Source organism: Pseudomonas sp. BN102, from assembly GCF_029871245.1.
GTDB lineage: Bacteria > Pseudomonadota > Gammaproteobacteria > Pseudomonadales > Pseudomonadaceae > Metapseudomonas.
The window spans coordinates 79,461-104,244 of record NZ_SSON01000029.1 but is presented as its reverse complement, the minus strand read 5'-3'; the positions used below and the strand labels follow the sequence as shown (position 1 = coordinate 104,244).

General features: G+C 66.0%; 24 protein-coding genes and 1 pseudogene. 16 read left to right on the top strand and 9 right to left on the bottom strand.

From position 1 onward, the window contains the following. The 4 genes from E8F12_RS04320 to E8F12_RS04305 all read left to right on the top strand — a co-directional run. Nucleotides 1-1,473 (top strand): acyl-CoA dehydrogenase C-terminal domain-containing protein (locus E8F12_RS04320; RefSeq protein WP_280323468.1); only part of this gene is annotated, 1,473 nt, incomplete at its 5' end. A 129-nt stretch (nt 1,474-1,602) separates the two neighbouring features. Further along, a complete protein-coding gene (locus E8F12_RS04315; RefSeq protein ID WP_280324062.1) occupies nt 1,603-2,727 on the top strand; it encodes a saccharopine dehydrogenase NADP-binding domain-containing protein in 1,125 nt (374 codons plus the stop codon). Further along, nucleotides 2,724-3,194, top strand: coding sequence for a DUF2269 domain-containing protein (locus tag E8F12_RS04310; RefSeq protein WP_280324061.1), 471 nt, complete (start codon nt 2,724-2,726; stop codon nt 3,192-3,194). The genes E8F12_RS04315 and E8F12_RS04310 overlap by 4 nt, the downstream gene beginning before the upstream one ends. A 4-nt stretch (nt 3,195-3,198) precedes the next feature. Further along, complete coding sequence (locus E8F12_RS04305) at nt 3,199-3,576, top strand: DoxX-like family protein (RefSeq protein ID WP_280324060.1); 378 nt, start codon at nt 3,199-3,201, stop codon at nt 3,574-3,576. A 500-nt stretch (nt 3,577-4,076) separates the two neighbouring features. Here the strand turns inward: E8F12_RS04305 and E8F12_RS04300 are convergent, their stop codons facing one another. Then, nucleotides 4,077-4,979 (bottom strand): LysR substrate-binding domain-containing protein, encoded by a 903-nt coding sequence (locus E8F12_RS04300; protein WP_280324059.1) that lies wholly within the window; start codon nt 4,977-4,979, stop codon nt 4,077-4,079. 103 nt (nt 4,980-5,082) lie between these two features. On the opposite strand from E8F12_RS04300, the gene E8F12_RS04295 reads away from it, so the two are divergent. The 4 genes and pseudogenes from E8F12_RS04295 (at nt 5,083) to E8F12_RS04280 (ending at nt 6,928) form a co-directional block, all read left to right on the top strand. Continuing rightward, nucleotides 5,083-5,781, top strand: a complete 699-nt coding sequence (locus tag E8F12_RS04295) for an MOSC domain-containing protein (RefSeq protein ID WP_280324058.1) — start codon at nt 5,083-5,085, stop codon at nt 5,779-5,781. Next, nucleotides 5,778-6,017 (top strand): hypothetical protein, encoded by a 240-nt coding sequence (locus tag E8F12_RS04290; RefSeq protein ID WP_280324057.1) that lies wholly within the window; start codon nt 5,778-5,780, stop codon nt 6,015-6,017. Before E8F12_RS04295 ends, E8F12_RS04290 begins: the two co-directional genes overlap by 4 nt. Before the next feature lie 58 nt (nt 6,018-6,075). Next, nucleotides 6,076-6,222 (top strand): annotated as a pseudogene (locus E8F12_RS04285) (aspartate aminotransferase family protein); the annotation flags it as partial. Between the two features lies 1 nt (nt 6,223). Beyond that, nucleotides 6,224-6,928 (top strand): type 1 glutamine amidotransferase, encoded by a 705-nt coding sequence (locus E8F12_RS04280; protein ID WP_280324056.1) that lies wholly within the window; start codon nt 6,224-6,226, stop codon nt 6,926-6,928. Nucleotides 6,929-7,181: 253 nt separating this feature from the next. Here the strand turns inward: E8F12_RS04280 and E8F12_RS04275 are convergent, their stop codons facing one another. The 3 genes from E8F12_RS04275 to E8F12_RS04265 form a co-directional block, all read right to left on the bottom strand. Continuing rightward, the gene (locus E8F12_RS04275) at nt 7,182-7,976 is read right to left on the bottom strand and encodes a carbon-nitrogen hydrolase family protein (RefSeq protein ID WP_280324055.1); all 795 of its coding nucleotides are present in this window, start codon (nt 7,974-7,976) and stop codon (nt 7,182-7,184) included. 14 nt (nt 7,977-7,990) lie between these two features. Continuing rightward, nucleotides 7,991-9,673, bottom strand: a complete 1,683-nt coding sequence (locus E8F12_RS04270; protein ID WP_280324054.1) for an NAD(P)/FAD-dependent oxidoreductase — start codon at nt 9,671-9,673, stop codon at nt 7,991-7,993. 293 nt (nt 9,674-9,966) lie between these two features. Next, complete coding sequence (locus E8F12_RS04265; RefSeq protein WP_280324053.1) at nt 9,967-10,443, bottom strand: Lrp/AsnC family transcriptional regulator; 477 nt, start codon at nt 10,441-10,443, stop codon at nt 9,967-9,969. Between the two features lie 191 nt (nt 10,444-10,634). Here E8F12_RS04265 and E8F12_RS04260 point away from each other — a divergent pair, with 191 nt between their 5' ends. Next, on the top strand, nt 10,635-11,084 hold the full coding sequence (locus tag E8F12_RS04260) for a hypothetical protein (RefSeq protein WP_280324052.1): 450 nt from the start codon (nt 10,635-10,637) through the stop codon (nt 11,082-11,084). 1 nt (nt 11,085) lies between these two features. On the opposite strand, the gene E8F12_RS04255 is transcribed toward E8F12_RS04260, so the two are convergent. Beyond that, complete coding sequence (locus E8F12_RS04255) at nt 11,086-12,198, bottom strand: CapA family protein (RefSeq protein ID WP_280324051.1); 1,113 nt, start codon at nt 12,196-12,198, stop codon at nt 11,086-11,088. A 345-nt stretch (nt 12,199-12,543) separates the two neighbouring features. On the opposite strand from E8F12_RS04255, the gene E8F12_RS04250 reads away from it, so the two are divergent. After that, nucleotides 12,544-12,798, top strand: a complete 255-nt coding sequence (locus E8F12_RS04250) for a DUF2790 domain-containing protein (protein WP_280324050.1) — start codon at nt 12,544-12,546, stop codon at nt 12,796-12,798. 25 nt (nt 12,799-12,823) lie between these two features. On the opposite strand, the gene E8F12_RS04245 is transcribed toward E8F12_RS04250, so the two are convergent. Next, nucleotides 12,824-13,696 carry an NmrA family NAD(P)-binding protein gene (locus tag E8F12_RS04245; protein ID WP_280324049.1) on the bottom strand — a complete coding sequence of 291 codons (873 nt, stop codon included), beginning with the start codon at nt 13,694-13,696 and terminating at the stop codon, nt 12,824-12,826. Between the two features lie 164 nt (nt 13,697-13,860). On the opposite strand from E8F12_RS04245, the gene E8F12_RS04240 reads away from it, so the two are divergent. Together E8F12_RS04240 and E8F12_RS04235 are read left to right on the top strand one after the other, a co-directional pair. Next, complete coding sequence (locus tag E8F12_RS04240; RefSeq protein ID WP_280324048.1) at nt 13,861-14,805, top strand: AraC family transcriptional regulator; 945 nt, start codon at nt 13,861-13,863, stop codon at nt 14,803-14,805. A 104-nt stretch (nt 14,806-14,909) separates the two neighbouring features. Beyond that, nucleotides 14,910-17,036 carry a TonB-dependent siderophore receptor gene (locus E8F12_RS04235; protein WP_280324047.1) on the top strand — a complete coding sequence of 709 codons (2,127 nt, stop codon included), beginning with the start codon at nt 14,910-14,912 and terminating at the stop codon, nt 17,034-17,036. Nucleotides 17,037-17,232: 196 nt separating this feature from the next. Here the strand turns inward: E8F12_RS04235 and E8F12_RS04230 are convergent, their stop codons facing one another. The 3 genes from E8F12_RS04230 to E8F12_RS04220 all read right to left on the bottom strand — a co-directional run bounded on the left by E8F12_RS04230 (nt 17,233) and on the right by E8F12_RS04220 (nt 20,040). Beyond that, on the bottom strand, nt 17,233-17,793 hold the full coding sequence (locus E8F12_RS04230) for a tetratricopeptide repeat protein (protein ID WP_280324046.1): 561 nt from the start codon (nt 17,791-17,793) through the stop codon (nt 17,233-17,235). A gap of 215 nt (nt 17,794-18,008) precedes the next feature. Beyond that, entirely contained in the window at nt 18,009-18,809 is an 801-nt protein-coding gene (gene dkgB, locus E8F12_RS04225; protein ID WP_280324045.1) for a 2,5-didehydrogluconate reductase DkgB, read from the bottom strand. A gap of 25 nt (nt 18,810-18,834) precedes the next feature. Continuing rightward, complete coding sequence (locus E8F12_RS04220; protein WP_280324044.1) at nt 18,835-20,040, bottom strand: MFS transporter; 1,206 nt, start codon at nt 20,038-20,040, stop codon at nt 18,835-18,837. 102 nt (nt 20,041-20,142) lie between these two features. Here E8F12_RS04220 and E8F12_RS04215 point away from each other — a divergent pair, with 102 nt between their 5' ends. From E8F12_RS04215 to E8F12_RS04200, 4 genes are all read left to right on the top strand, one after another. After that, a complete protein-coding gene (locus tag E8F12_RS04215; protein ID WP_280324043.1) occupies nt 20,143-21,054 on the top strand; it encodes a LysR family transcriptional regulator in 912 nt (303 codons plus the stop codon). A 329-nt stretch (nt 21,055-21,383) separates the two neighbouring features. After that, nucleotides 21,384-22,673: an FAD-binding oxidoreductase gene (locus tag E8F12_RS04210; protein WP_280324042.1), complete on the top strand. Its 1,290-nt coding sequence runs from the start codon at nt 21,384-21,386 to the stop codon at nt 22,671-22,673. 36 nt (nt 22,674-22,709) lie between these two features. Then, entirely contained in the window at nt 22,710-23,267 is a 558-nt protein-coding gene (locus E8F12_RS04205) for an XRE family transcriptional regulator (protein ID WP_280324041.1), read from the top strand. A 25-nt stretch (nt 23,268-23,292) separates the two neighbouring features. Continuing rightward, the gene (locus tag E8F12_RS04200; protein ID WP_280324040.1) at nt 23,293-24,645 is read left to right on the top strand and encodes a glutamine synthetase family protein; all 1,353 of its coding nucleotides are present in this window, start codon (nt 23,293-23,295) and stop codon (nt 24,643-24,645) included. The last annotated feature ends 139 nt before the right edge of the window (nt 24,646-24,784 follow it).

Below are 24,784 nucleotides of genomic sequence, written 5' to 3'. Positions count from 1 at the left end.
GGCATGGGCATGCCCAAGGTGATCTCCGCGCAGGTGGAAGAGATGGTCAACGCGGCCAACCTGTCCTTCGGCCTCTACCCGATGCTGACCGCCGGCGCCTGCCTGTCGCTCAACGCCCATGCCAGCGACGAGCTGAAGGAAAAGTACCTGCCGAACATGTACGCGGGTGTCTGGGCCGGGTCCATGTGCCTGACCGAACCCCATGCCGGCACCGACCTCGGCATCATCCGCACCAAGGCCGAACCCCAGGCCGACGGCAGCTACAAGATCAGCGGCACCAAGATCTTCATCACCGGCGGCGAGCACGACCTGACCGAGAACATCATCCACCTGGTGCTGGCCAAGCTGCCGGACGCCCCGGCCGGTCCGAAGGGCATCTCGCTGTTCCTGGTGCCCAAGGTGATGGTCAACGCCGACGGCTCGCTGGGCGAGCAGAACGCGGTGTCCTGCGGCTCCATCGAGCACAAGATGGGCATCAAGGCCTCGGCCACCTGCGTGATGAACTTCGACGGCGCCACCGGCTACATCGTCGATGCGCCGAACAAGGGCCTGGCCGCCATGTTCACCATGATGAACTACGAGCGCCTGGGCGTCGGCATCCAGGGCCTGGCCTCCGGCGAGCGCTCCTACCAGAGCGCCGTGGAATACGCCCGCGAGCGCATCCAGAGCCGGGCGCCGACCGGCCCGGTCGCCAAGGACAAGGCCGCCGACCCGATCATCGTGCACCCCGATGTACGCCGCATGCTGCTGACCATGAAAGCCGCCAACGAGGGCGGCCGCGCCTTCTCCAGCTACGTCGCCATGCAGCTGGACACCGCCAAGTTCAGCGAGGACGCCGCGGTGCGCAAGCGCGCCGAGGAAATGGTCGCCCTGCTGACCCCGGTGGCCAAGGCCTTCCTCACCGACCTCGGCCTGGAAACCACCGTCCACGGCCAGCAGGTCTTCGGCGGCCACGGCTTCATCCGTGAGTGGGGCCAGGAGCAACTGGTGCGCGACGTGCGCATCACCCAGATCTACGAAGGCACCAACGGCATCCAGGCCCTCGACCTGATGGGCCGCAAGGTGGTGGGCAGCGGCGGCGCGTTCTACCAGCACTTCGCCGACGAGATCAAAGCCTTCGCCAGTGGCGCCTCCGCCGAGCTGAGCGAATTCGTCGAGCCGCTGAAGGCCGCCATCGCCAATCTCGACGAGCTGACCGCCTGGGTCCTGGACCGCGCCAAGACCAACCCCAACGAGATCGGCGCCGCCTCGGTGGAATACCTCCACGTGTTCGGCTACACCGCCTATGCCTACATGTGGGCGCTGATGGCCCGCGCGGCCCTGGGCAAGGAAGTCCAGGACGAGTTCTACGCCAGCAAGCTCGGCACGGCGCGCTTCTACTTCGCCCGCCTGCTGCCGCGCATCCACTCCCTGACCGCCTCGGTCAAGGCCGGCAGCGAGTCGCTCTACCTGCTGGACGCCGCGCAGTTCTAAGCGGCACTCCAGACACACAAAGCCCCGCATCTGCGGGGCTTTGTGTTTTGGGGGGCGCTCCTACAAGGGCAGAGTGCCTGCATTGATGCGCTGAATTACCATGTGCCATCACACAAGGAGGTTGGCTCAATGGCGCGGGTGCTGATTCTGGGCGGGTACGGCAATTTCGGTAAGCGGATCGCCGAGAACCTGGGCAAGGCCCATCCGGGGTTGGCGATCATCATCGCCGGACGCAGCCTGGAGCGCGCAGCCAGGCGTTGCGCCGATCTGGCGTCAAGCGCTGCCCCAGGTGCCCGTTTCGAACCGGCGCGACTGGATATCGATTCTCCCGGCTTTCCCGCCGACCTGGCCGCCCTCGCGCCCACCGTCGTCATCCACACCAGCGGTCCTTTTCAGGGGCAGGACTACCGCGTTCCGCGTGCCTGCATCCAGGCCGGCGCCCACTACATCGATCTGGCTGACGGCCGTCGCTATGTCTGCGATATCCGCAGACTGGATGCAGAAGCCAGGGAGCGGGATGTGTTGGTGGTCAGTGGCGCCAGCTCGGTGCCGGGCTTGTCGTCCACGCTGATCGACCACTTTCGGGACGAGTTCTCCCAACTGGAGTCCATCGACTTCGCCATCGCCCCCGGCAACAAGGCCGAGGTGGGAGAAGCCACCCTCAAGGGCATTCTCAGCTACACCGGCCATCCCTTCCCGGCGCTGGAGAACGGCCATTGGCGTGACCGCCGTGGCTGGATGGACGCGCGGCGCGTGGATTTTGGCGGGCCAGTGGGCCGGCGCTGGCTGGCCAATGTCGACATCCCCGACCTGGAACTCTTCCCCGAGCGTTATGCCGGCGTGCGCACGGTGCATTTCCAGGCGGGCCTGGAGTTGCCGCTGCTGCATCACTTCATGGTGGCGATGGCTGGCCTGGCCAAAGCTGGCCTGGTGGCCGACTGGTCGCCCTGGGCTGCGGCCATGCTCAAGGCTCGGCAACCGTTGGTGGCCTTTGGCACGGATATTGGCGGCATGCGTATCGAGCTGACCGGCGACGGGCACGACGGCCGGCCGAAGCGCCTGACTTGGAGCCTCTACGCCGAGAATGGCATCGGTCCCTACATTCCGACGCTGTCGGCGATCATCCTTGCCGGCAAACTGCTGCGTGGTGAGCTGGCGGAGCGGGGCGCAGTGCCCTGCCTGGGACTCTTCAGCCTGGCGGATTTCGATGTCGAAGCGGCGCCGCTGGGCATCTACCACCGGGTGAGCCAATGAGTGCCTACCTGCTGCCGAAGTTCTTCCACGTGCTGGGCGCCACTGTGCTGATCGGTACCGGCGCCGGCATCGCCTTCTTCATGCTGCTGGCCTCGCGCAGCGGCGACTCGCGCCTCGTGGCAGGCACTGCACGGCTGGTGGTGATTGCCGACTGGGTGTTCACCGCGCCGGCGGTGCTGTTGCAGTTCGCTACCGGCATCGCGCTGATGGAGATCACCGGCTATGGCTACGGCTCGCCCTGGTTCCTGGCCGCCCTGGCGCTGTTCCTCTTCATTGGCGCCTGTTGGCTGCCGGTGGTGGTGATTCAGTACCGCCTGCGCCGGGTCGCCCATGCGATGGTCGCTGGCGAGCCGGCAATCGAGTTCCACAAGTTGATGCGCCGCTGGGTCCTCCTGGGTATCCCGGCGTTCAGCGCCATCCTGCTGCTGCTCTGGCTGATGGTGGCCAAGCCCTTGCCCGTGGTCTGACGCCATGCATGCCTGGACCTTCGCCCGTCTCGCCCTGGTCGCACTCTGGCTGGCCACGGCCCTGGTCTCGGTCTCCAGCGGTCGGCAGATTGGCTACGACATTCTCGCGGGTGGGCATATCGAGGGCGTCCTCGCAGATCTCTGCATTTACGGGGGCGCCGCGCTTGATCTGCTCCTGGGGCTCTGGCTCCTCAGCGACAGGGCAACGCTGGCCTGCCTGAGGGTGCAAGGCGCGGTGGTGCTGCTCTACAGCCTGCTGCTAAGCCTGATCGACCCGAGCTACTGGGGACATCCCTTCGGGCCCCTCACCAAGAACCTGCCGGTGCTGGCGCTGATCCTGCTGCTGCACCAGCGTCAGGCACGTGGCTCATTGGCGGAATGATGGGATTACCCTGCTCGACGCAGCCTGCGAATTTCCACCCTACGCAAGGTGCCGTGACCTGTAGGGTGGAAAACGCTTTTCTTTCCACCTTGGGGAGTGCCATGGGATTACAACGCTCCACCCGCGACGGATTGTTGCGGGTGTTCCTCGTCCTCCATCGGCTTCCGGCCAGCGCGAGTAATAAGCCGGTCAGTACTCATTGCCAAATCGTGTAGGCATTGGCTTACACGCCCTGGTGTCTATGGCTCCTACCGGGCCCGAGCGGCGATGGCTAATCTTCACCTCATTGGACGTCGCGCAGGAAGCGCACTGCAAAACAGGGATACGCCGGATTTCCGCCAGGATGGCGGTCGGATCAGGGATGTCGGGACACAGTCTGCAAAACCTCGCTTCGGCGGGGTTTTTCTTTTTCCGGTGTTCGGTTGCGAAAGCTACGGTGAAGCGCCTGGTAGGAGCGAGCTTGCTCGCGAACGGGGCGGCATTCGCCGGCAAGCCGGCTCCTACAGCAGCACGTCCTTCTTCGGACTCACCACCCCTTCCAGTACCGAGCGCAGCAAATCCAGCGTCGCCTGCTGGCGCTGCGCATCGCGAAACACCAACCCGACCTTCAACGGCACGCGCGGCTCGCTGAGCGGCTTCCACAGCAGCCCCTGGTTGGCGTGCATCTGCCGCGCGCGGCCGGGCAGCACGGTGGCCAGCATGGTGTGCGGCAGGCTGTCGAGGATGCCGGCCATATGGTTCAGCTCCGCCTGCACATGGGGGCGGCGGCCGAGCAGGGCGAGCTGTTCCTGCCAGATCTGCCGCACGCGGAACTCCTCGCCCAACATCAGCATCGGCAACTCGGCGGCCTGGCCCAGGGAGACTTTCTTGAACTCCTTCAGCGGGTGCTCGGTGGGGATCACCAGCTGCAACTCATCCTCGTAGAGCAACTGGCTGTGCAACCCTGGCTGGCGCGGCGGCAGGAAGCCGATACCGATATCCAGGTTGCCGGTGAGCAGGCGCCGCTCGATATCCAGCCCGGACAGCTCGTAGATCTGCACCACCAGTTGCGGCTGCGCCTCGCGCAAGCGCTCCAGCAGCATCGGCACCAATGCCGCGTTCACCGTCTGCAATACGCCGATGGCCAGGCTGCGCGGGGCTTGGCCACGGAAGCTGCGCAAGGCCTCGCGGGCGCGCTCCAGACCGTCCAGCAGCGGCAGGGCGTGGTTGTACAGAGTGTGCGCGGCCAGCGTCGGCAGCAGGCGCTTGCCGCTGCGCTGGAAAAGGCTCACGTCCAGGTTCTGCTCCAGCTGGCGGATCTGCTGGGAGAGTGCCGGTTGCGACAGATTCAGGCGCTCGGCGGCGCGGCCCACATGGCCTTCCTCGTAGAGCGCGACGAAGTAGCGGAGCTGGCGAAAATCCATAAGCATCTCTTATCGAAAAAGCTGGAAAATCGAAATGGCCACGGTTTCTTGTAGCCCATAGCCTATGCCGCGTAGAGACTGTTTATCGCGCTGGAGAGGGCGAATGTCCGGGTTAGTGGTCCATGGTGTTTTCATAGGTAAAGCTGAAGATATAGGTGGCGGCTTGTGCAGTGCAATCGACAAGCAGCCGGTCGACCGCCGCCTCTGGCTCTGGCCCCAGGGCCTGGGCAGCGACGAGCAGGGCGACCCGCGCTTCCACGGCGGTCCCGAACGTGCGCTGCACCATTACCCGGCCGAGCATTACAGCCACTGGCGCAAGCATTTCCGGCACCTGGACTGGAAGGCGCCGAGCTTTGGCGAAAACCTGTCCACCTTTGGCCTGACCGAAGACCAGGTGTGCATCGGCGACATCTTCCGCTGGGGCCAGGCCTTCATCCAGGTCAGCCAGCCGCGTTCGCCCTGCTATCGGCTGAGCCGCCGCTGGGACATGCCCGGCCTGCCCGAGCAGGTGCAGGAGAGCGGCCGCTGCGGCTGGTTCTACCGAGTCATCCGCCCCGGCTTCGTCAGTCGCGAAGACAGCCTGGAACTGATCCAGCGCAGCTATCCCGGCCTGACCGTCGCCCACGCCATCCAGAGCTTCTTCCACTACCCGCTGGAACATGCCGGACTACAGCAATTGCAGCAGTGCGAGGCGCTGTCCAGCCGCTGGCGCGACACCGCCGCGCGCCGTCTGGCCACCCAGCAGGTGGAAGACTGGACCGCCCGACTGTTGGGCCTGCCGCTGGAGGGCATGCGCGCATGAGCGACTACCGGATCAGCCTGCATCGCGACCAGATACTGCTCGCCGAACTCAGCGTCAGCCAGGCGCGCTACGTCGAGATGGCCCGTGAGCTGCGCGAGCGCTTCCCCCGCGAGGAGGGCTTCAGCCTGCATATCCAGCGCCGCCGCGAGCTGCGCCGGATCCTCGAACAGGGTCCGGAAGGCCTGCGCCTGCTGGGTATCGAGTACCGCCACGAAGAGGTCCCCGAGCATGCGTGACCCTCTCCCCAGCCTGCGTCTGATGAAGGCCGTGGAGCGCCATCATCACGCCCTGCAGGAAGGGCTGCTGCGCAACGCACCGCAGCTGTGCTGCCAGCGCTTCACCCCGGCGCTGACCGTGAGTCGCGCTAATGTCGATGAGATGCTCAAGCGCCTTAGCCGCGCCTTCGCCCTGGCCAAAAGCAAACCCCTGGAGAGTGCCTGACATGCGCGTTGCCATCCTGCAGCATGCCCCCTTCGAAGGCCCCGGCCGCATCAGCCAGTGGCTCGACCTGCGCGCCGCGCGGGTGCGGACCTACCCCCTGTACGCCAACGCCCGCCTGCCCAGGGTGGATGACCTGGACCTGCTGATCGTCATGGGCGGCCCGATGAGTGTCCATGACGAGGCCGAACTGCCCTGGCTCAAGGCTGAGAAGCGGCTGATCCGCAAGGTGCTGGATGCCGGCAAGAGGGTGCTCGGCATCTGTCTCGGCGGCCAGCTGCTGGCCCAGGCCCTGGGAGCGGAAGTGCGCAAGGGCGAAGCGGAAATCGGCTGGTGGCCGATGGAGAAACGCGTCGAGGCGGATCGCTCACCCCTGGGGCGGATGCTGCCCCAGCGTTTGCTGGCGATGCATTGGCACGGCGAAACCTTCGACCTGCCGCTAGGCGCCATTCCGCTCTACGGCTCGGCGGCCTGTGCCAACCAGGGTTTTGTCTGGGAAGAGCGCGCCATTGGCCTGCAGTGCCATCTGGAGAGCACGCCGGACAGCATCGAGGCGATGCTGGAAGCCTGCGCGGCGGACCTGGAAATGCCGGGCTCGGTGGAGGACGCAGCGGCCATCCGCGACGGCTTCCCCCAGTGCAGCGCCCTGGTGCCGACGCTGTTCCGTTTGCTGGATTACCTCACCGGGCCGCATGCGGCGTTGACCTGATTTTCCCACCGCAACGTTGGGTCTCGTTCCTCGACGCCAACCTACGGCAGGACTTCGTCCTGCATGGCGAATGAATTCGCCCCTACACGCCAGGCTCGAGGTCGCGCGGCGTCGACGTAGGTTGTGGTAGAGCGAAGCGAAACCCAACATTCAGGCAGGGCGAAATGTTGGGAATCGTTCCTCGACACCACCCTGCGGGGCGGCCTAGCCGCTCATTCGTGAATGAATTCGCCCCGACAGGATTCCGGCCCAATTACAGCAGCGGCCGGTACAACTCCGCCCGCCGATCCTGAAGGTAGGTAATGCTCGCGCGCGACTTCTCCAGCAGGTCACGACGCAGGTCGGCAAAGGCCAGGGTCTCCTCACGGCCGCACACCGCCGCCTGACTGCCATCCGGCGCGCTGACGCTGGAGAGGCCGCAGTAGCGGATCTCCCCCTCGCCACCGCAATAGTTGGCGTAGGCCAGGTAGCACTGGTTCTCGAAGGCGCGGGCACGCACCAGCACTTCGCAGACGAAGTCGTAGGGCTCCATATTGGCCGTCGGCACCAGCACCAGGTCGGCGCCGGCCAGGGCCAGGCGGCGCACGTTCTCGGGGAACTCCACGTCGTAGCAGATCAGCATCCCCAGCTTCCAGCCGGCCAGCTCCAGCAGCGGGAAGTCGTCGCCGCCAGCGCTGAACATGCTGTTGTCCAGTTCGCCGAAGAGGTGGGTCTTGCGGTAGTGGCCCAGGCGTTGGCCGTGGGAATCGACCAACTGCACCGAGTTGAAGATCGCCCCTTCAGCGCTGCGCTCCGGATAGCCGTAGAGGATGGCGATGCCGTTCTCGCGGGCGATTTCCGCCACCCGCGCGGCCCAGGGGCCGTCGCGGGGCTCGGCCAGGGCGCTGACCGCGTCCAGGCCGATGTTGTAGCCGCTGAGGTACATCTCCGGGCTGACCAGCAAGTCCGCGCCGCGTTTGGCCGCTTCGCTCGCCCGCTGCTGCAGGCGTTCGAGGTTGGCCGCCGGTTCCAGCGGCAGGGGCGGGCACTGGTAGAGGGCGATGCGCATGGAGATCTCCTGGCTCAGTCCGGCAGGGCGATGGGGCCGAGTTCGGCGAACAGGTCGCCGGGGCCTGGGTTCTGCGCCGACGTCTTGCCGCCGAAGTGCTTCATGATGCCCCACACCGCGTTGAGCGAGGTCTGCACCGCGCCTTCCACCCAGGCGGGGGTCCAGGAAACGTCGTCACCGGCGATGAAGATGCCGCGCTGCTCGGCAGGCATTTCGTCCTGCATGAAGTGCGCGTACATCCGCTGGTTGTAGCGGTAGTGGCCCGGCAGAGCGCCCTTGAAGGCACCGAGGAAGTGCGGGTCGGACTCCCAGGAGATGGTGATGGGGTCGCCGATGATGTGGCCGGCGATGTCCACGTCCGGGTAGATCTTCTTCAGCGCGTCCAGGGCCAGTTTCACGCGCTTCTCCACCGGGTGCGGCAGCATCTTCAGCGCATCGCTCATCCAGGAGTAGGACAGGCAGATCACCCCCGGCTTGTCGTCGCCGTTGTCGAACAGGTAGGTGCCACGGGTGAGGCGGTCGGTCAGGGTCATGCTCAGGGTGTCGCGGCCGGTCTGCGGGTCCTTGTCCTTCCAGAAGGGCCGGTCGACCATCACGAAGGTCTTGGACGACTGCATATAGCGGGTGCGGTCCAGCGCCATCCACATCTTCTGCGAGAAGAGCGATTCCTCGCACTCGATCTGGGTGGTCAGCAGCCAGCTCTGGCAGGTGGTGAGCACCGCCGCGTAGTGGCGGGTGTCGCCCCAGTTGTCGGTGACCGCCAGGCGGCCATCTGCGGCGCGGGCGATACGCTTGACGCCAGGACGCGGTGCGCCGCTGTGCAGGGATGCCAGGCTGGTGCCGGCCGGCCAGTGCACGCAGCGCTCGGGCTGGTGGCGCCAGATGCCCAGCGGCACTTGCTGCACGCCGCCGACGACCAGGTGCTGGTTGTCGTCGCAGGCGGTCATCACCACGCGGAAGATTTCCAGCATCGAGTTGGGGAAGTCCGAGTCCCAGCCGCCGGTACCGAAGCCCACCTGACCAAACACCTCGCGGTGGTGGAAGGACAGCTCGGCAAAGGCCTTGGAGCTGGCCACGAAGTCGTAGAAGGTGCGGTCGTCCCAGAGCGGTACCAGGCTGTTCCACAGCTCCTTTAGGCGCTTCACGTCGCGGTCGCGGATGGCTTGCTGGATATCGCCGAAGCGGGCGCCGTCTTCCAGGGCGTCGGCCCAGGCATCGGCCACTTCCTGGAACAGCGCCGGCAGGTCGGAAAGCTTCTCGGCGTAGTAGGTCTTGCCCTCGATATCGATCACCGTGCTGCCCGAGGCCGGGGTCAGCGGGTTGGGGAACGGCTTGGTCTCCAGGCCGAGCATGTCCACGTAGTGGTAGAAGGCGGTGGAAGAGGCGGGGAAGCGCATGCCGCCAAGTTCGGCGGTGATGCCGTCGGTGCCTTCAAAGGTTTGCGAACGCAGGCGGCCGCCCATCTTCGAGGCTTCGTACACCACGGGCTTGAGGCCCAGCTTCATCAGCTCGTAGGCCGCGACCAGGCCGGCGATGCCGGCGCCGACGATCGCCACCTCGGCGCCGTGATGCTCGGCGGGAATGCTGCCGAGGCCAGCCGGGTGCTGGATCCAGTCATCGAAGGCGAAGGGGAAGTCCGGACCGAAGATGGTGATGGGTTTCTTGCCGTCGGCGGGGTGGCGATTGTTGTTGTTCATGACTGATGGACCTTGATGGCGGAAGCGAATGAAGCTGCCAGCGCTGGGCAGTGGTGGGGCCATTCTAGGGAGCGCCGATTTCGTCCATAAGACGCAGAGTGTCGTCATTTGGCAGTCTTGCCATGCAAAACGACGAAGATTATTTGCAGAGTGACGAATGTGCCGTGAACTGGACTATCCATCAGCGTAGCGCGCGTTTGTTCCGTGATGCAGAACTGCAGGTTGGGCTGAGTTCCGCCAAGCCCAACGATCCCTCTGCGTAGATGTTGGGCTTCGCTCCGCTCAGCGCCAACCTACGGGGCGCTTGGTGCCAGCGGCTGCCCGCGGTCGAGCTTGCAGCTGAGGATGATCGAGGTGGTGGTCTTCTCCACCCCGTCGACGCCGCCGATCAGGTCCAGCAGCTGATCCAGCCGTTCCGGCGAGTCGGCGCGCAGCCAGGCCACGTAGTCGAACTCGCCGCTCACCGCGCAGAGCACCTGGACCTCGGCCATGCCGGTGAGGCGCCGCAGCACTTCCTTGCCGCTGCGCGGCTTCACCGTGATCCCCACATAGGCCTGCAGGCCGCCATCGGCCACGCGCTGGCTCAGGCGCACGCCGTAGCCGGTGATCACCTGGGCCTTCTCCAGCCGCGCCAGGCGCGAGGTCACAGTGGTGCGCGCGATGCCCAGGCGTCGTGCCAGCATGGCCACGCTCTCGCGGGCGTTGATCTGCAGGGCGGCGATCAACTGGCGGTCGATTTCGTCGAGGGCGGCGGGGTGCAGGTCGGACATGGACAGGCTCGGTGCTGAGTAGTGCTAAGAGGTTAGCGGGTGCGCAAGGCTACCTGAAGGACGTCGCCCGGATGAACCCCGATACCCACTGGTCGGCAGTTGGACCGAGCCGTTCGCGGGCGACCAGACTGAACAGAACATGGCAGGCGCCGCGCCAGCCACAGCCCACTCATCCATTCGAGAGTCGCACCATGAGCATTTCCTCCTCCTGCCGCTGGGCGTTGCTCGGCTCACTCGTCTGCCTGCCGGCCCTTGCCGAAACCGTCGTGCCCCTGCAGGGCCAGACGTCACAACAAGTCCAGCAGGACATCGCCAACTGCCAGGCCCAGGCCGGCAGCACCACGACCACCACCACGCCACAGACTGGCGGCCGTGTCCGGGGCGCCGCCACGGGCGCCGTGGCAGGCGCCGCAGTCGCGCAGTCGCGCAGCAACGACTTTGACCGGATCGATGACGACGTGCAGCAGGAATACCGGCAGGAGCGTGCCAAGGACGCCGCGGTCGCCGGCGCCGTGGTCGGTGGTTCACGCCAGCGCCAGGAGCGCCGGCAGGACCGTCGCGCCAACGAGCAGACCAGCAGCTCCGCGTCTTCGGCCTACACCAGCTGCCTGCAGCAGCGCGGGTACCAGGTCACGCCCTGAGCTACCAGCTCAACGCGAAGCTATGCCCCGACCCCGGCTGCAGGCTGCAGCCGCGGTTGGCGCATTCCCGTCCGAGGGTCTCGAACAACCAGCGGCGCTCTTCCCGCCCGGCGTGGCCTAGCTGGAAGCGGTGGATGTGCGTGGGCACCAGGTCGAGGGCGAGCAGGCGCCCTTCGGCGTCGAGGGTGGGGAAGTAGAGCAGGCCGAGTTCGCCGTGGTAGACGCCGTAGTCCTGGATGCCTTCGTAATCGTTCAGCAGGTCGCCGCAGCCATAGAGGATCAGGTGCTCGTGGTACAGCTCCAGGCCCTTGATGTGGTGCGAGGAGTGCCCGTGTACCAGGTCGACGCCGGCCTGGTCGATCAGTCCGTGGGCGAAGCGCACTTGCTCCTGCGGGATTTCGAAACCCCAGTTGCCGCCCCAGTGGATGGACACTATCACCCGGTCCCCGGGACGCTTGTGCGCGCGGATGCGTTCGGCCAGCCCATCCAGGCTCTGCACCGACAGGTCAGGCAAGTGCGCGACGCCTGATCGCCGCGCCAAGGCTGCCCAGCTGGCTGGCGCGCCGCAGTCAGGCGTACAGAGGCCGAATACCAGCAGGCGGGTGCCATCGGCCAGGGGGAGTACGGCGGGCGCCTCGGCGGCCTGCCGGTCACGCCCGGCGCCGGCGCAGGCGATGCCGCTGCGCGCCAGGGTCGCCAGGGTGTCGGCGAGACCTTCCCGGCCCCAGTCCAGCACATGGTTGTTGGCCAGTACGCAGCAATCGATACCCGCCGCGAGGATGGCCGGGAAGTTCGCGGGATTCATGCGGTAGTTGATGCCCTTGGCTTCCGGCCGACCGCGCCGGGTCACGGCGGTTTCCAGGTTGATCAGTCGCACCTGGGGTCGGCGCCGTTCCAGATCCTCCAGCGCATCGCCCCAGATGTAGGCGTAATCGACCGGGCGGGGCAGGGGGCCGTGCAGCCGCTCGGCCAGCCGCACATAGCCGCCGGCATCCTTGAGGTAGGGCTCGTGCAGCCGCGGGTCGCCGGGATGCGGCAACACCGCGTCTATGCCGCGTGCGGTCATCACGTCGCCGGCGAGAAACAGCTTGAGGCTCTGGGCTGCAGCGGGCATCGGCCACCTCCCGGGTATCAGCAACAGCCTAATCCCGGGATGGCGTGCTTGGCAGCATCCGCTAGGCGGTTCCGCCCCTGGCCCGCAGCAGCTGTTCGGGCAGATCACTGGTGTTCATGGCAGAACCCTCTCCTGGCGGCCGTCGTACGGTCTGGGAGCGATAGACCGGGTGAGGCGCCCGGGCATGACCGTCGGGCTGGCGGAGATTGTTGCATTCGACGGAAAGGCCCTTTCAGCAAAGCGGTCTTTTTCGCCCGCCGCGTCTGGAGTCTCATGTGCACCAAGGGCCCTGAATGCATCGCCAGCCGATGCCCTGGCCTCCCGAACGAACAGAGGAGCACTTCCATGAAACGCACGATCGCCACTACCGCCCTGTTGCTCGCCGGCCTGGCCAGCACGGGCGCTTTCGCCGCCAAGTCGGCAGAAGCGGTTCCCTACCGCTACGGCATGCCGCTGGATGTCGCCCGCGTCATCTCCATCGACGAGCCCAACTCGTTCACCTGCGAAACCGTGCAGGCGAAGATGACCTACATCGATTCCAACGGCACAGAGAAGTCCGTGACCTACCTGAAGGAATCCAGCGCCTGCGCCAATAGCTGACGCAGGTCGCTTCGCGGCAGTTTTCCTACCCCACCACCTCCGCCACGAAATCCTCGAATGACGTCGCCGTGGTATTTCCCGGCCGCCGCCCCTCCAGGGATTTCACCGTGCCTTCGTTGATGCCTCGGGCCAGCTCCGCATAGCGCCCGGCCAGATCGGCGGAGAAGCCCGCCTCCTGCAGCACCCCGGCCATTTCCTCGTAGGGCAGCTGCACATAGGGCAGCTCAGGCCGGCCCAGGCGTTCGCCGAGGATGCGCGTGCACTCGGCATAGCTGATATCGCGCTGGCCCAGCAGTTCGCGTACCTGTACGCCCTGCCAGTCGCGGGCGAGCAGGGCGGCGATAGCGGCGTCGGCGATGTCCTTCGAGGCGATCATCGGCACCGGCACATCCGGTCCCACGCCATCGGCCACCAGGCCGTGTTCCTCGATCATGTACAGGGCCGGCAGCAGGTTCTCGAAGAAGGCGCCGGCGCGCAGGATCAGCAGGTCGATGCCGGGCAGATCGCGCAGGCGCAGTTCCTGCTCATGCATGCTGGCGATAGGGCCATTGCCTGAGGCCAGTTCGGCGCCGACGCTGCTCAGCGCCACCACGCGGCGCACGCCGCTGTCGCGGATGGCCTGGACTACCGCCTCGCCCACCGCCGCCTGTTGCGCCATGTAGTCGGCCACCGAAGGATCGTAGGGCAGCAGGGTGTAGACCGCCTTGGCACCGCGGAACGCCTCGGTGAGATAGGCCGCATCGTTCGGTTCGCCGGCCAGCACGTCGACGCCGGCGCGCTGCAGTTCCGCCAGCCGCTCGGCCGAACGGCCCAGCGCGCGGACGCGCTCACCGGCCTGCAGCAGTTGCTCGACGATTCGTTTCCCGGTGTGCCCGGTGGCGCCCATTACAGTGATCATCTCGTCCTCCTGTCGTCGCGCTTGTCGGTCCGGCACATGCCTGCGCGCTTGAGTCCATTTTTGTTCGAGATGTCTGGACGGACAATGATTGGAAGTCGACGATTCATGATCATTCGTCCGGGAACGCTGGACGATCGGTTTCCCGCAGGCGCAGAGTGCCTTCCATGGACCCGAATCAAGCCTGGATTTCCCGCGACCCCCTCGGCGAAGCGCTGCACCTGCTGCGCATGAGCGGCACCCTCTATTGCGCCTCCGAATTCACCGCGCCCTGGGGCCTCGGGCTGCCGGCGATGGACGATTGCCTGATGTTCCATGTGGTGACCGCCGGGGAGTGTTGGCTGGAGGTGGGCGGGCAGGAGCCTCTGCTGCTGCGCGGCGGCGACCTGGCGCTGGTGCCCCATGGTCATGGGCACAACCTGCTCAGCGCGCCGGGTGTGAGCGCCGTGCAGCTGTTCGACCTGCCGCGGGAATGCTTGAGCGAACGCTACGAAATCATTCGCCATGGCGGTGGCGGCGCGCCTGCCAGCCTGGTCTGCGGCGCGGTGCGCTTCGAGCATCCGGTGGCGCGGCAACTGGTGCGGCTGTTGCCGCCGTTGCTGCACGTTGAAGCGGCCAGCGCCGAGCACGGCGACTGGCTGCAAGGCACCCTGCGGTTCATGCGTGATGAGGCGCGCGCCATGCGCCCCGGGGGCGAAACCGTGGTGACGCGTCTGGCCGACATCCTGGTGATCCAGGCCATCCGCGCCTGGATCGAGCGCGACCCCGCGGCGCAGACCGGCTGGCTCGGCGCCCTGCAGGACCGCCAGATCGGCCGCGCCATCGGCCTGATCCACCGCGATCCGGCGCGAGACTGGAGCCTGGTGTCCCTGGCCGAGGCGGCCGCCATGTCACGCTCGGCCTTCGCCGCGCGCTTCACCGCCCTGGTGGGCGAGCCGGCCATGCAGTACCTGACCCGCTGGCGGATGAACATGGCCCTGAGCTGGTTGCAGGAAGACGAAGTGGCCATCGCCGCCCTGGCCGAACGCCTTGGCTACCAGTCGGAGGCGGCCTTCAGCCGGGCCTTCAAGCGTTGCCACGGGTTTTCGCCGGGGGCTGTTCGGCGTGTCTGACGGCCATTTCTGAACGGCGCAAACGAATCTAAATAAGAATTTGTCAGTATTCCCTTAAATATTGAGAATTGTTACCATTTGATTCTTATTCGAATAAGGAGCTCATGGTGGCAATCTCGCGTATCAATCCGGCATCGCTGCCGATGCTGGGCATGCTGGTTATCCCGGTCGTACAGGCAGAAACCAAGGACGTAATGGCCATTCCGGCGACCGCCGTTACCAGCTCCTATGAACAGCAGAGCTACAAGGCCACCGAGAGCAAGAGCGCGCTGAAGATCGACGCGCCCCTGCGCGATATCCCGCAGACAGTCAACGTGGTGCCCGCGAGCGTGATCAAGGATCAGGGCGCCCAGTCCATGGAAGACGTGCTGAAGAACGTGCCCGGCGTCGGCCTGTCCAACGGCGACGGCCAGCGCGACCAGGTCACCATCCGCGGCTTCAGCGCCATCGGCGACATGTTCATCGACGGCATGCGCGATGACGCCCTGTACTTCCGCGACCTCTCCAACATCGAGCGGGTCGAGGTGATCAAGGGCCCGGCGGCCGTGCTCTATGGCCGTGGTTCCTCCGGCGGCCTGATCAACAGTGTGAGCAAGAAGCCCGGCTTCGATCCCAAGCACGAGGTCGGCGTCAGCTTCGACAGCGAAGGCAAGCGTCGCACCCAGTTCGATGCCGGCTGGGCCGATGAGCAGCAGCGCGACAAGGCTTTCCGTGTCACCGGCGCATACGAGGACAGTGATACCTTCCGCGACGACGGCTACATCGACCGCAAGGCCATCGCGCCTTCGGCCTACTTCCGTCTGTCCGACGACCTGGAACTCAACCTGGGTGCCACCTACCTCTATGACAAGCGCCTGATCGACTTCGGCATTCCCGCCCTCGGCGATCGCCCCGTGCACGTCGATCGCGAGAAGCGCTTCGGCTCCGGCGACGAGGACCAGGACTACGCCCGCAGCGAGGTGTTCTCCTTCACCGCGAGCCTGGACTACCGGATCAACGACGATCTGACCCTGACCAACGCCACCCGCTACTACCACTACGATCTGGACCGCAATAACACCCTGGCCGACAGCAGCCCGACCCGCTTCGTCACCGCACCCAATGGTGAATTGCTGGTGAAGCTGAACCGCGGCAACGTCGCCCGCGACGAATACGGCGTGTTCAACCAGACTGACCTGAAGCAGCAACTCCAACTGGCCGGCATGCAGCACAACCTGCTCTACGGCATGGAGCTGGGTTACCAGGACAAGTACCAGCGGACGTTCAACCAGAACAACGTAGCCCAGGTGCCGGTGTACCGCGACGGCCTGGTGCCGGTTCCGGAGCATGCCAACACCCTGAGCGCCAAGGGCACCAACTACCAGGAAACCGCTGGTTTCTACGTGCAGGACCTGATCGAACTGACTTCCCAGTGGAAGGCGCTGCTCGGCGTGCGCTATGACATCTTCGGCCAGGAGTTCGACGACAGGCGCGTGCAGAACGTCGACCTCGACCGCACCGACAAGACCTGGAGCCCGCGTGCCGGCCTGGTGTATCAGCCGGACCAGATCCAGTCCTACTACGTCTCGGTCAGCCGTAGCTACCAGCCCTCGGCCGAAGTGTTCCAGCTCAGTCCGGCTACCGAGAATCTGGAGCCGGAAAAAACCACCAACTACGAGGTGGGTGCCAAGTGGGACCTGCTGGACAGTCGCCTGTCGGTGACCGCGGCGATATTCCGCCTCGAGCGCACCAACATGAAAACCGCCGACCCGGCCAACCCGAGCCTCACAGTGCTCGCCGGCGAGCAGCGCACCGATGGCTTCGAGGCCACCTTCAGCGGCCAGCTCACCGACAAGTGGCAAGTCTACGGTGGCTACGCCTACCTGGATGCAGAGATCACGAAGTCCAACAGCAAGACCAACGGCGTGCCCAACGAAGGCCAGGTGCCGACTCTGACCCCGCGCAACAGCGCCAACCTCTGGGTCGTGCGTTCCCTGACCCCGGAATGGCGTCTGGGCATGGGCGCCAACTACGTGGATGACCGCTACACCGCCCTGGACAACAAGGTGGTGATGCCCAGCTACACCACCTTCGATGCGGCGCTGCTCTACAACGTGCCGCAATGGGACATGGCGCTGCGCCTGCACAACATGTTCGATCGCAACTACTACGCTTCGGCCCACGGCTCGGTGGACCTGATCACCCCCGGCGCGCCGCGCACCCTGGAGCTCAGCGCCAACTACAGGTTCTGACCTCTGCTCCAACGCAAAACGCCCGGCAGTGCCGGGCGTTTACGTTTCAGGGGGCAAGCATTTGTGGGGGCGACTTCAGTCGCTAAGCAGACCGCAGGTCTGCCCTTTGCCGGCCGAGGGGGCAGCTGCGCTGACCTTGGCGAATGAATTCGCCCCCACAAGAACCTGATCGCACACGAATGCGCCCGGAATCCGCTCAATTCGCCGGCAGCCGCTTCAGCGCTTCGCAGCTCGCCGCGTACTGCTTGTCGCAGGCACTCTGGAACAGCGCGCGGGCCTGGTAGGGATCGCGCGGCACGCCTTCCACGCCCTGGGCGTACATGCTGCCGAGCACGTGCTGGGCCATGGCGTTGCCGGCGGCGGCCGACTGGTTGAGGTACTTGAGCATGGCGCGCTGGTCGGCGAATGCCGGATCGGCGCGGCCGGTGTAGAGGAATGCCAGGCTCACCGCCGCCTGGGCGTGGCCCTTGTCAGCGGCCTGTTTCCACCAGTACTCGGCCTGCTTGAGGTCCTTCTGCGGCTTGCCGACGAAGTAGCGGCCGCCGAGCTGGAACTGGCTCTCGAGATCGCCGCGCAGGGCCTGTTCGCGGAGCTTGTCCAGTTCGCTGGCTTCCGGGGCAGGCTGGGTGGGGGCGCTGGGCGCCTGGGGCTGGCCGGCCGGCGACGTGGTGGCTGGCTGTTGCTGCTGGACGCAGGCCCCGAGCAGGGCCAGCGCAGCGATGCAGAGCAAGCGCGGAATGGCGCGTGGAGTGAACATGGGCTGGGCTCTTCCTGGCAGATCAGGGAGGAGGGTAGTTGCATACGCCTGCCCCGTCACCAGGCGTGGTGATGGTGGAGGGGGCGCATTCACCCAGGGTACCCTCCGTGGCGCCTGACGGTGGATCGGTGAAGCGTGATCCACCCTACGCAGCGGAGGTAGTCAGTGCGTAGGGTGGATGTCGCCTTTTACATCCACCATTCGAGGGTGGGCACTCAATCCCAGTTCGGCGCGAAGTCCGGATTGGCCAGGCGCTCGCCGCGATCAAGCGTGGCGATTGCTGCCATCTCCGCTTCGGACAGAGACAGGTCCAGTGCCAGCTGGTTGCTCGCCAGGTTCTCGCGACGGGTGGACGACGGAATCACCGCGAAGCCCTGCTGCAGCAGCCACGCCAGGGCCACCTGGGCCGGGGTGGCGTCGTGGGCGGCGGCGATGCCCTGGATCACCGGGTCCTGCATTACCTTGCCGTAGGCCAGCGGCATGTAGGCAGTGAGGTGGATACCGCGGCTGCGGGCGAAGTCCACCAGCGTGCGATTCTGCAGGAAGGGATGGATTTCCACCTGGTTGGTGGCGATCTCGTCCGCGCCGACCGTATCGATGGCCTGTTGCATATGGGCGATGGTGAAATTGGATATACCGATCTGCCGGGTCAAACCGCGGCGCTTGGCCTGCAGCAGGGCGGTCATGTACTCGGCCACCGGGATGGCGTCGTCGGGGCTGGGCCAGTGGATCAGGGCAAGGTCCAGCTGCTCCAGGCCGAGCTTGGCCAGGCTTTCTTCGAGGCTGGGGATCAGCCGGTCGGCGACGAGGTGTTCGGTCCACACCTTGGTGGTGACGAACAGCTGGTCACGGGCCACGCCGCTTTCGGCGATGGCCTGGCCGACCTCGGCCTCGTTGCCGTAGATCTGTGCGGTGTCGATATGGCGGTAGCCCAGTTCCAGGCCGTTGCGGATCGAGTCCATGACCTGTTGGTCCTTGAGGCGGAAAGTGCCGAGGCCGAGTGCGGGAATGCGCATGGGTAATCTCCTGTTCAGTCGAAAGTCAGTGGCCGACAACGAGGGTGGCGCCACCGCTCATGTCCAGCTCGGGGTTGTTGCGATCGAGGCGGCCGCTCCAGGCGGTCAAGGCGACGGCGACCAGTACCACCAGGGCACCGATCCAGGCGGTGTGGATCAGCCCCAGGTGGGCGACGATCTGCCCGCCCAGCCAGGCGCCGCCGGCGATGCCGAGGTTGAAGGCGGCGATGTTCAGGCCCGAGGCCACGTCCACCGCATGGGGCGTGTGGTGCTCGGCCTGGCGCACCACGTAGACCTGCAGGCCGGGCACGTTGCCGAAGGCCACAGCACCCCACACCAGCACGGTGGCCAGGGCCAGCCAGGGGTTGGCGGCGGTGAAGGCGAGGGTGAAGAGCACCGCGGCCAGCAGCAGGAATATCAGGATCAGGGCGCGGATCGGGCCGCGCTGGTCGGCCAGCTTGCCGCCCCAGATATTGCCCACCGCCACCGACACGCCATAGACCAGCAGTACCAGGCTCACGGTGCCGGCACTGAAGCCGGTGATGTCCTGCAGGATGGGGGCGAGGAAGGTGAAGGCGATGAAGCTGCCGCCGTAGCCCACCGCGGTCATCGCGTAGACCAGCAGCAAGCGCGGCTCCTTCAGCACCTTGACCTGCTGCAGCAGCGAGGCTGGCTTGCCGTGGGCGATGTTCGCAGGCACGAACAGCAGGCTGCCGATGAAGGCGATCACGCCCAGGGCGGAGACGGCGAGGAAGGTTTCGCGCCAGCCGAAGTGCTGGCCGATGAAGGTACCCAGCGGCACGCCGGTGACCAGGGCCACGGTCAGGCCGGTGAACATGATGGCGATCGCGCTGGCGGCTTTTTCCTTCGGCACCAGGCTGGTGGCGATGGTCGAGCCGATGGAGAAGAACACCCCGTGGGCGAGGCCCGTGACCAGCCGCGCGGCGATCAGCGACTCATAGCCCGGCGCCTGCCAGGCCAGCAGGTTGCCGAGGGTGAAGAGCACCATCAGCGACAGCAGCAGCCACTTGCGCGGCAGTTTGCCGGTGAGGGCGGTGAGCACCGGCGCACCGACGGCGACGCCCAGGGCGTAGAGGCTGACCAGCAGGCCCGCCGAGGGCAGGCTGACGCCGAGGTCGGCGGCGATGGTGGGGATCAGGCCGACGATGACGAACTCCGTCGTGCCGATGGCGAAGGCGCTCAAGGTCAGCGCCAGCAGGGCAAGGGGCATGGTGGGTGGCTCCGCTAGAGTTTGGATGGCGCACAGTGTGGCCACTCGACTCATGCGGAAAAACCGGGTATCAAGCCAAAGATATTTGCCCTGGAGTCATGAATGAAGACTACGCTGGATGAACTGCAGGCCTTCACTGCGGTGGTGGACACCGGCTCCATCACCGCTGCCGCCGAGCAGCTGGCGCAGACTGCCTCGGGTGTCAGCCGCGCCCTCAGCCGGCTGGAGGACAAGCTCGACGTCACCCTGCTGCGCCGCACCACCCGGCGCCTGGAGCTGACCGAAGAGGGTGAGGCCTTCCTTGCCCAGGCGCGACGCATCCTCGCTCAAGTCGAAGAGGCCGAAGAGCAGATGGCCCTGCGCCGGCAGAAACCCGCCGGCCGGCTGCGGGTCAACGCCGCCTCGCCCTTCATGCTGCATGTGCTGGTGCCGCTGGTGGCGGGCTTTCGCCAGCGCTACCCGGAGATCGAACTGGAACTGCACAGCAGCGAGCAGATCATCGACCTGATCGAGCATCGCACCGATGTCGCCATCCGTATCGGCACCCTGCGCGACTCCACCCTGCACGCCAGGCCGCTCGGCAGCAGCCGCATCCGCGTGCTGGCCAGCCCGGCCTACCTCAAGGCTCAGGGCACGCCGAATCAGGCGGAGGACCTGCAAGGCCATAGCCTGCTCGGCTTCACTCAGCCGGAAAGCCTTAACCACTGGCCCTTGCGCCATGCCCTGGGCGACAGCCTGCAGATCGAGCCGGTGATCAAGGCCACCAGCGGCGAAACCTTGCGCCAGCTGGCCCTGGCCGGTGCAGGCGTGGTCTGTCTGTCGGACTTCATGACCCAGGCCGACCGCGCCGCTGGGGAGCTGGTGCAGATCCTCGCCGGCGACACCGTGGAAGTGAGCCAGCCAATCCACGCCGTGTACTACCGCAATACCGCCCTGGCTTCGCGGATCGCCTGTTTCCTCGATTACGTGGCGGGGTGCTTGAAGGAACAGGCCTGGGCGGAGCGGAAACGCTGAGGCCGGCACCGGCGCCACCCTGTGGGGGCGAGTTCATTCGCTGAGTCACGTAGGTTGGGGCAGAGCGCAGCGAAGCCCAACATTTTGCCGGCGACCTTTTTGTTGGGCTTCGCGTCGCTCTGCCCAACCTACACAAGCTCATCATTACCAAGCAGCTCCCAGGGCTGCCCGTCTGTCCGTAATTTCATTCACCTTGACTCCGTTCTGGCCGCTCTCCATGCGGGCTTATGCTGTTTCTGTTGTTTATTTCAAACATTCAGGCTTGGCGGCGTGAATTATTTCATGTATTTTTTCATGAAATTTCAAAATGAAAAATTCACGAGGCTCCCATGTTCAAGCAGTCCGCCCAGCATGTCGGCACCTACTACGCCCAGACCTACCCCGGCAGCATCCCGCTGCGGCAGACCCAGGCGGGGAGTGAAGACACCGATATCCTGATCATCGGCGCCGGTTTCAGCGGCCTGCATACCGGCTTGCGCCTGGCCCTGGCCGGCAAGCGGGTGACGCTCCTGGAAGCCAGCCGGGTGGCCTGGGCCGCATCCGGACGCAATGGCGGTCAGGCGCTGCTGGGTTGGTCCTGCGATATGCCGCCGCTGGAAAAGGCCCTGGGCCTGGAACGCACCCGCCGTCTCTGGGAGAGCATGCGCTGGGCCGCCGAGGAGATGCGCGCCTTACCGCAGCGCCATGGCTTCGACGTGGACTACCGGGTCGGCAGTCTCTGGACCGCGGTGCAGGAGCGTCGCGTGAAGCTGCTGGAAGAGGCCCAGGAAGACGCCATCCACAAATGGGGCTACGACCAGATGCGCCTGATCGGCCGCGACGAGCTGCCCGAGTGGATCGCCAGCCCGCGTTACCAGGCCGCCCTCTACGACCCGGAGGCCGCCCACCTCAACCCGCTGAAGCTGGCCCAGGGCCTGGCCGCCGCCATCGAGGCCGCCGGTGGACGCATCTACGAACAGAGCCAGGTGCTGGACTACCGCGAAACCCCGCACGGCTTCGTGGCCCGCACCGCCAAGGGCGAAGTGCGCGGCGAGGTGCTGGTGCTGGCCTGCAACGCCTATGTCGACCGCCTCGATCGCCAGCTTTCCAGCCGTCTGCTGCCGGTGGGCTCCTACCAGGTGGCCACCGCGCCCCTGGACCCGGAACTGGCCCGCTCGCTGCTGCCGAAGAACAGCTGCGTAATCGACAACCAGTTCGTCCCCGACTACTTCCGCCTCACCCCCGACCACCGCCTGCTGTTCGGTGGCGGCTGCACCTACCTGGGCGGCCTGCCCAAGGACGTGCCGGCGGCCACCCGGCCCTACCTGGAGCGAGTCTTCCCGCAGCTCGAAGGCGTGGAGATCGAGTTCGGCTGGGGTGGCCATATCGACGTCAGCATGAAGCGTACCCCGGACATCGGTCGCAGCGGTGCGCGCTACTGGCTGCAAGGCTTCTCCGGCCACGGCGTGCTGCCCACCCTGGCCGGCGCCAAGGCGGTGAGCGACGCAATCCTTGGCAACGACGACCTGCTCAGCCTTTACCAGGCCATCGGCAATCCGCGCTTCCCCGGCGGCTCCCTGCTGGCCGCGCCCCTGGAGGCGGCCGGCAAGGCCTATTACCGGTTGCGGGATGTGATCTAAGGTCGCGCCTCTCGAGACCCGGAGCAGGAGATGCCCATGGACAAGCAAGATGAAATCGAAGGCCTCGCGATCCTGATTCGCGACCTGCGCAAGCACAAGAACGTGACCCTGGGCGACCTCGCCACCCGCATCGACCGTTCGGTGGGTTTCCTCTCCCAGGTGGAGCGCGGCCTGTCGCGCCCGACCGTGGCCGACCTCACCGCCATCAGCGAAGCCCTGGGCGTGCCCACCACCTATTTCTACAGCCTGAGCAAGCCTCGTGGGACTCCCTGGGTGACCCGCCCCGGCGAGCGCCGCACCCTGTATTACGCCGGCGGCATCACCGACGTGCTGGCCTCGCCCACCATGTCCGGCGGCTTCTCCATGCTGGAGAGCCATCTGGCGCCCGGCGCCACCAGCGGTGAGGGGCATCTGGACGACAGTTCCGAGCAGGGCGGCTTTGTGCTCGAAGGTGAACTGACAGTCTGGTACGGCGACGACGATGAGCCCGTGATCCTTTACCCCAATGACAGCTTCCAGCTGCCACCCCACGCCCAGTTCCGCTACGCCAATCTTTCCGACAAACCGACGCGGGTGCTTTGGGTATTCACCTGAAGCGAGAGCCCGCAGGACCGCAGTGATGACAACAACGACCCAGTACCCCGACCTGCTCAGCGAAGTGCGCGCCTTCCGTGCCCAGTACCCGGAAATCCGCTACATCGACCTGATCTGCCTGGACATTCCCGGCCACTTCTACGGCAAGCGTTACCCGGTGGCGATGGTGGAGAAAGTAGCCGCTGGCAGCCCGCTGAAAGTGCCGCAGAACTGCGTGCTGCTGGGCACCCAGGGCGGGCTCTACCCCATTGGCGACTACTGCTTCGCCGACGGCGACCCCGACGCACCGCGCCGCCTGGTGCCCGGCACCCTCAAGCCGGTGCGTTGGGAGAAGGAGCCCCTGGGGCAGATGCTGATCACCTCGGACGGCACCGAGGCGCCCATCGAATTCGAGCCGCGCGAGGTGCTGGCGCGCGTCCTGCAACGCCTGGAAAAGCGCGGCATCCGCCCGGTGGTGGCCTTCGAGCTGGAGTTCTACCTGTTCGACCGCAAGCTGCAGGACGGCCTGCCGCAGTTCCCCCGCGACCCGTTCTGCGAGGACGAAGACGACCAGCCGAACATGCACATCGAGCGCCTTTCGCGCTTCTCCAGCGTTTTGCATGAAATGGTCGACGCGGCCAATGAGCAGGGTGTCGCCGCCAACGTCATCACCGCCGAACTCGGCCCGGGTCAGTTCGAGATCAACTTCGGCCACTGCGACGACGGCCTCAAAGCTGCCGACTGGGCCGCCCTGTTCTGCCGCAGCACCCGTGGCGTGGCGCTTAAGCACGGCCACCGCGCCAGCTTCATGAGCAAGCCCTACCTGAATGCGCCGGGCAGTGGCATGCACGTGCACGTCAGCCTCTACGACCGGGACGGCAATAACCTGCTGGCCACTGACGAGCAGCGCCCGCTGCGCCACGCCGTGGCCGGCTGCCTGGACTTGCTGCCTCACTGCATGCCGATCTTCGCCGCCAACCACAACGCCTTCCGCCGCTACGGCGCCATGGTCAACGCCGCCAGCCGCGCCAGCTGGGGCTTCGAGGACCGCGATGCGTGCATCCGCATCCCCGAGTCCGATGGCCGCAATCTGCGCATCGAGCACCGCCTGGCTGGCGCCGACGCCAACCCCTACCTGGTGCTGGCTGCCATCCTCACCGGCATGGAACATGGCCTAGAAGCCGCCCGCGAGCCCATCGCGCCGCTCAATGATGACCGTACCAGCGGCATCGACTTCCCCACGGACATGCTCACCGCCGTGACCGCCATGCGCAGGCACCCGGCCGTGAACCAGGGCTTGGGCAGCGAGTTCGTGATGGTCTACTGCGAGAACAAGCGCCAGGAATACCTGGACTTCATGAACGAGGTCAGCGCGCGGGAGTATCGGTGGTACATGTGACAGTGGAGCCCTCGTAGGTTGGGCTGAGCTAAGCGAAGCGGAACGCCGCCCGGCCCAATGTTCACGGCCCACCCCCCTGTTGGGCTTCGCTGCGCTCAGCCCAACCTACAGGCTGCACCGAGTCGAAAGCCCGGATGGA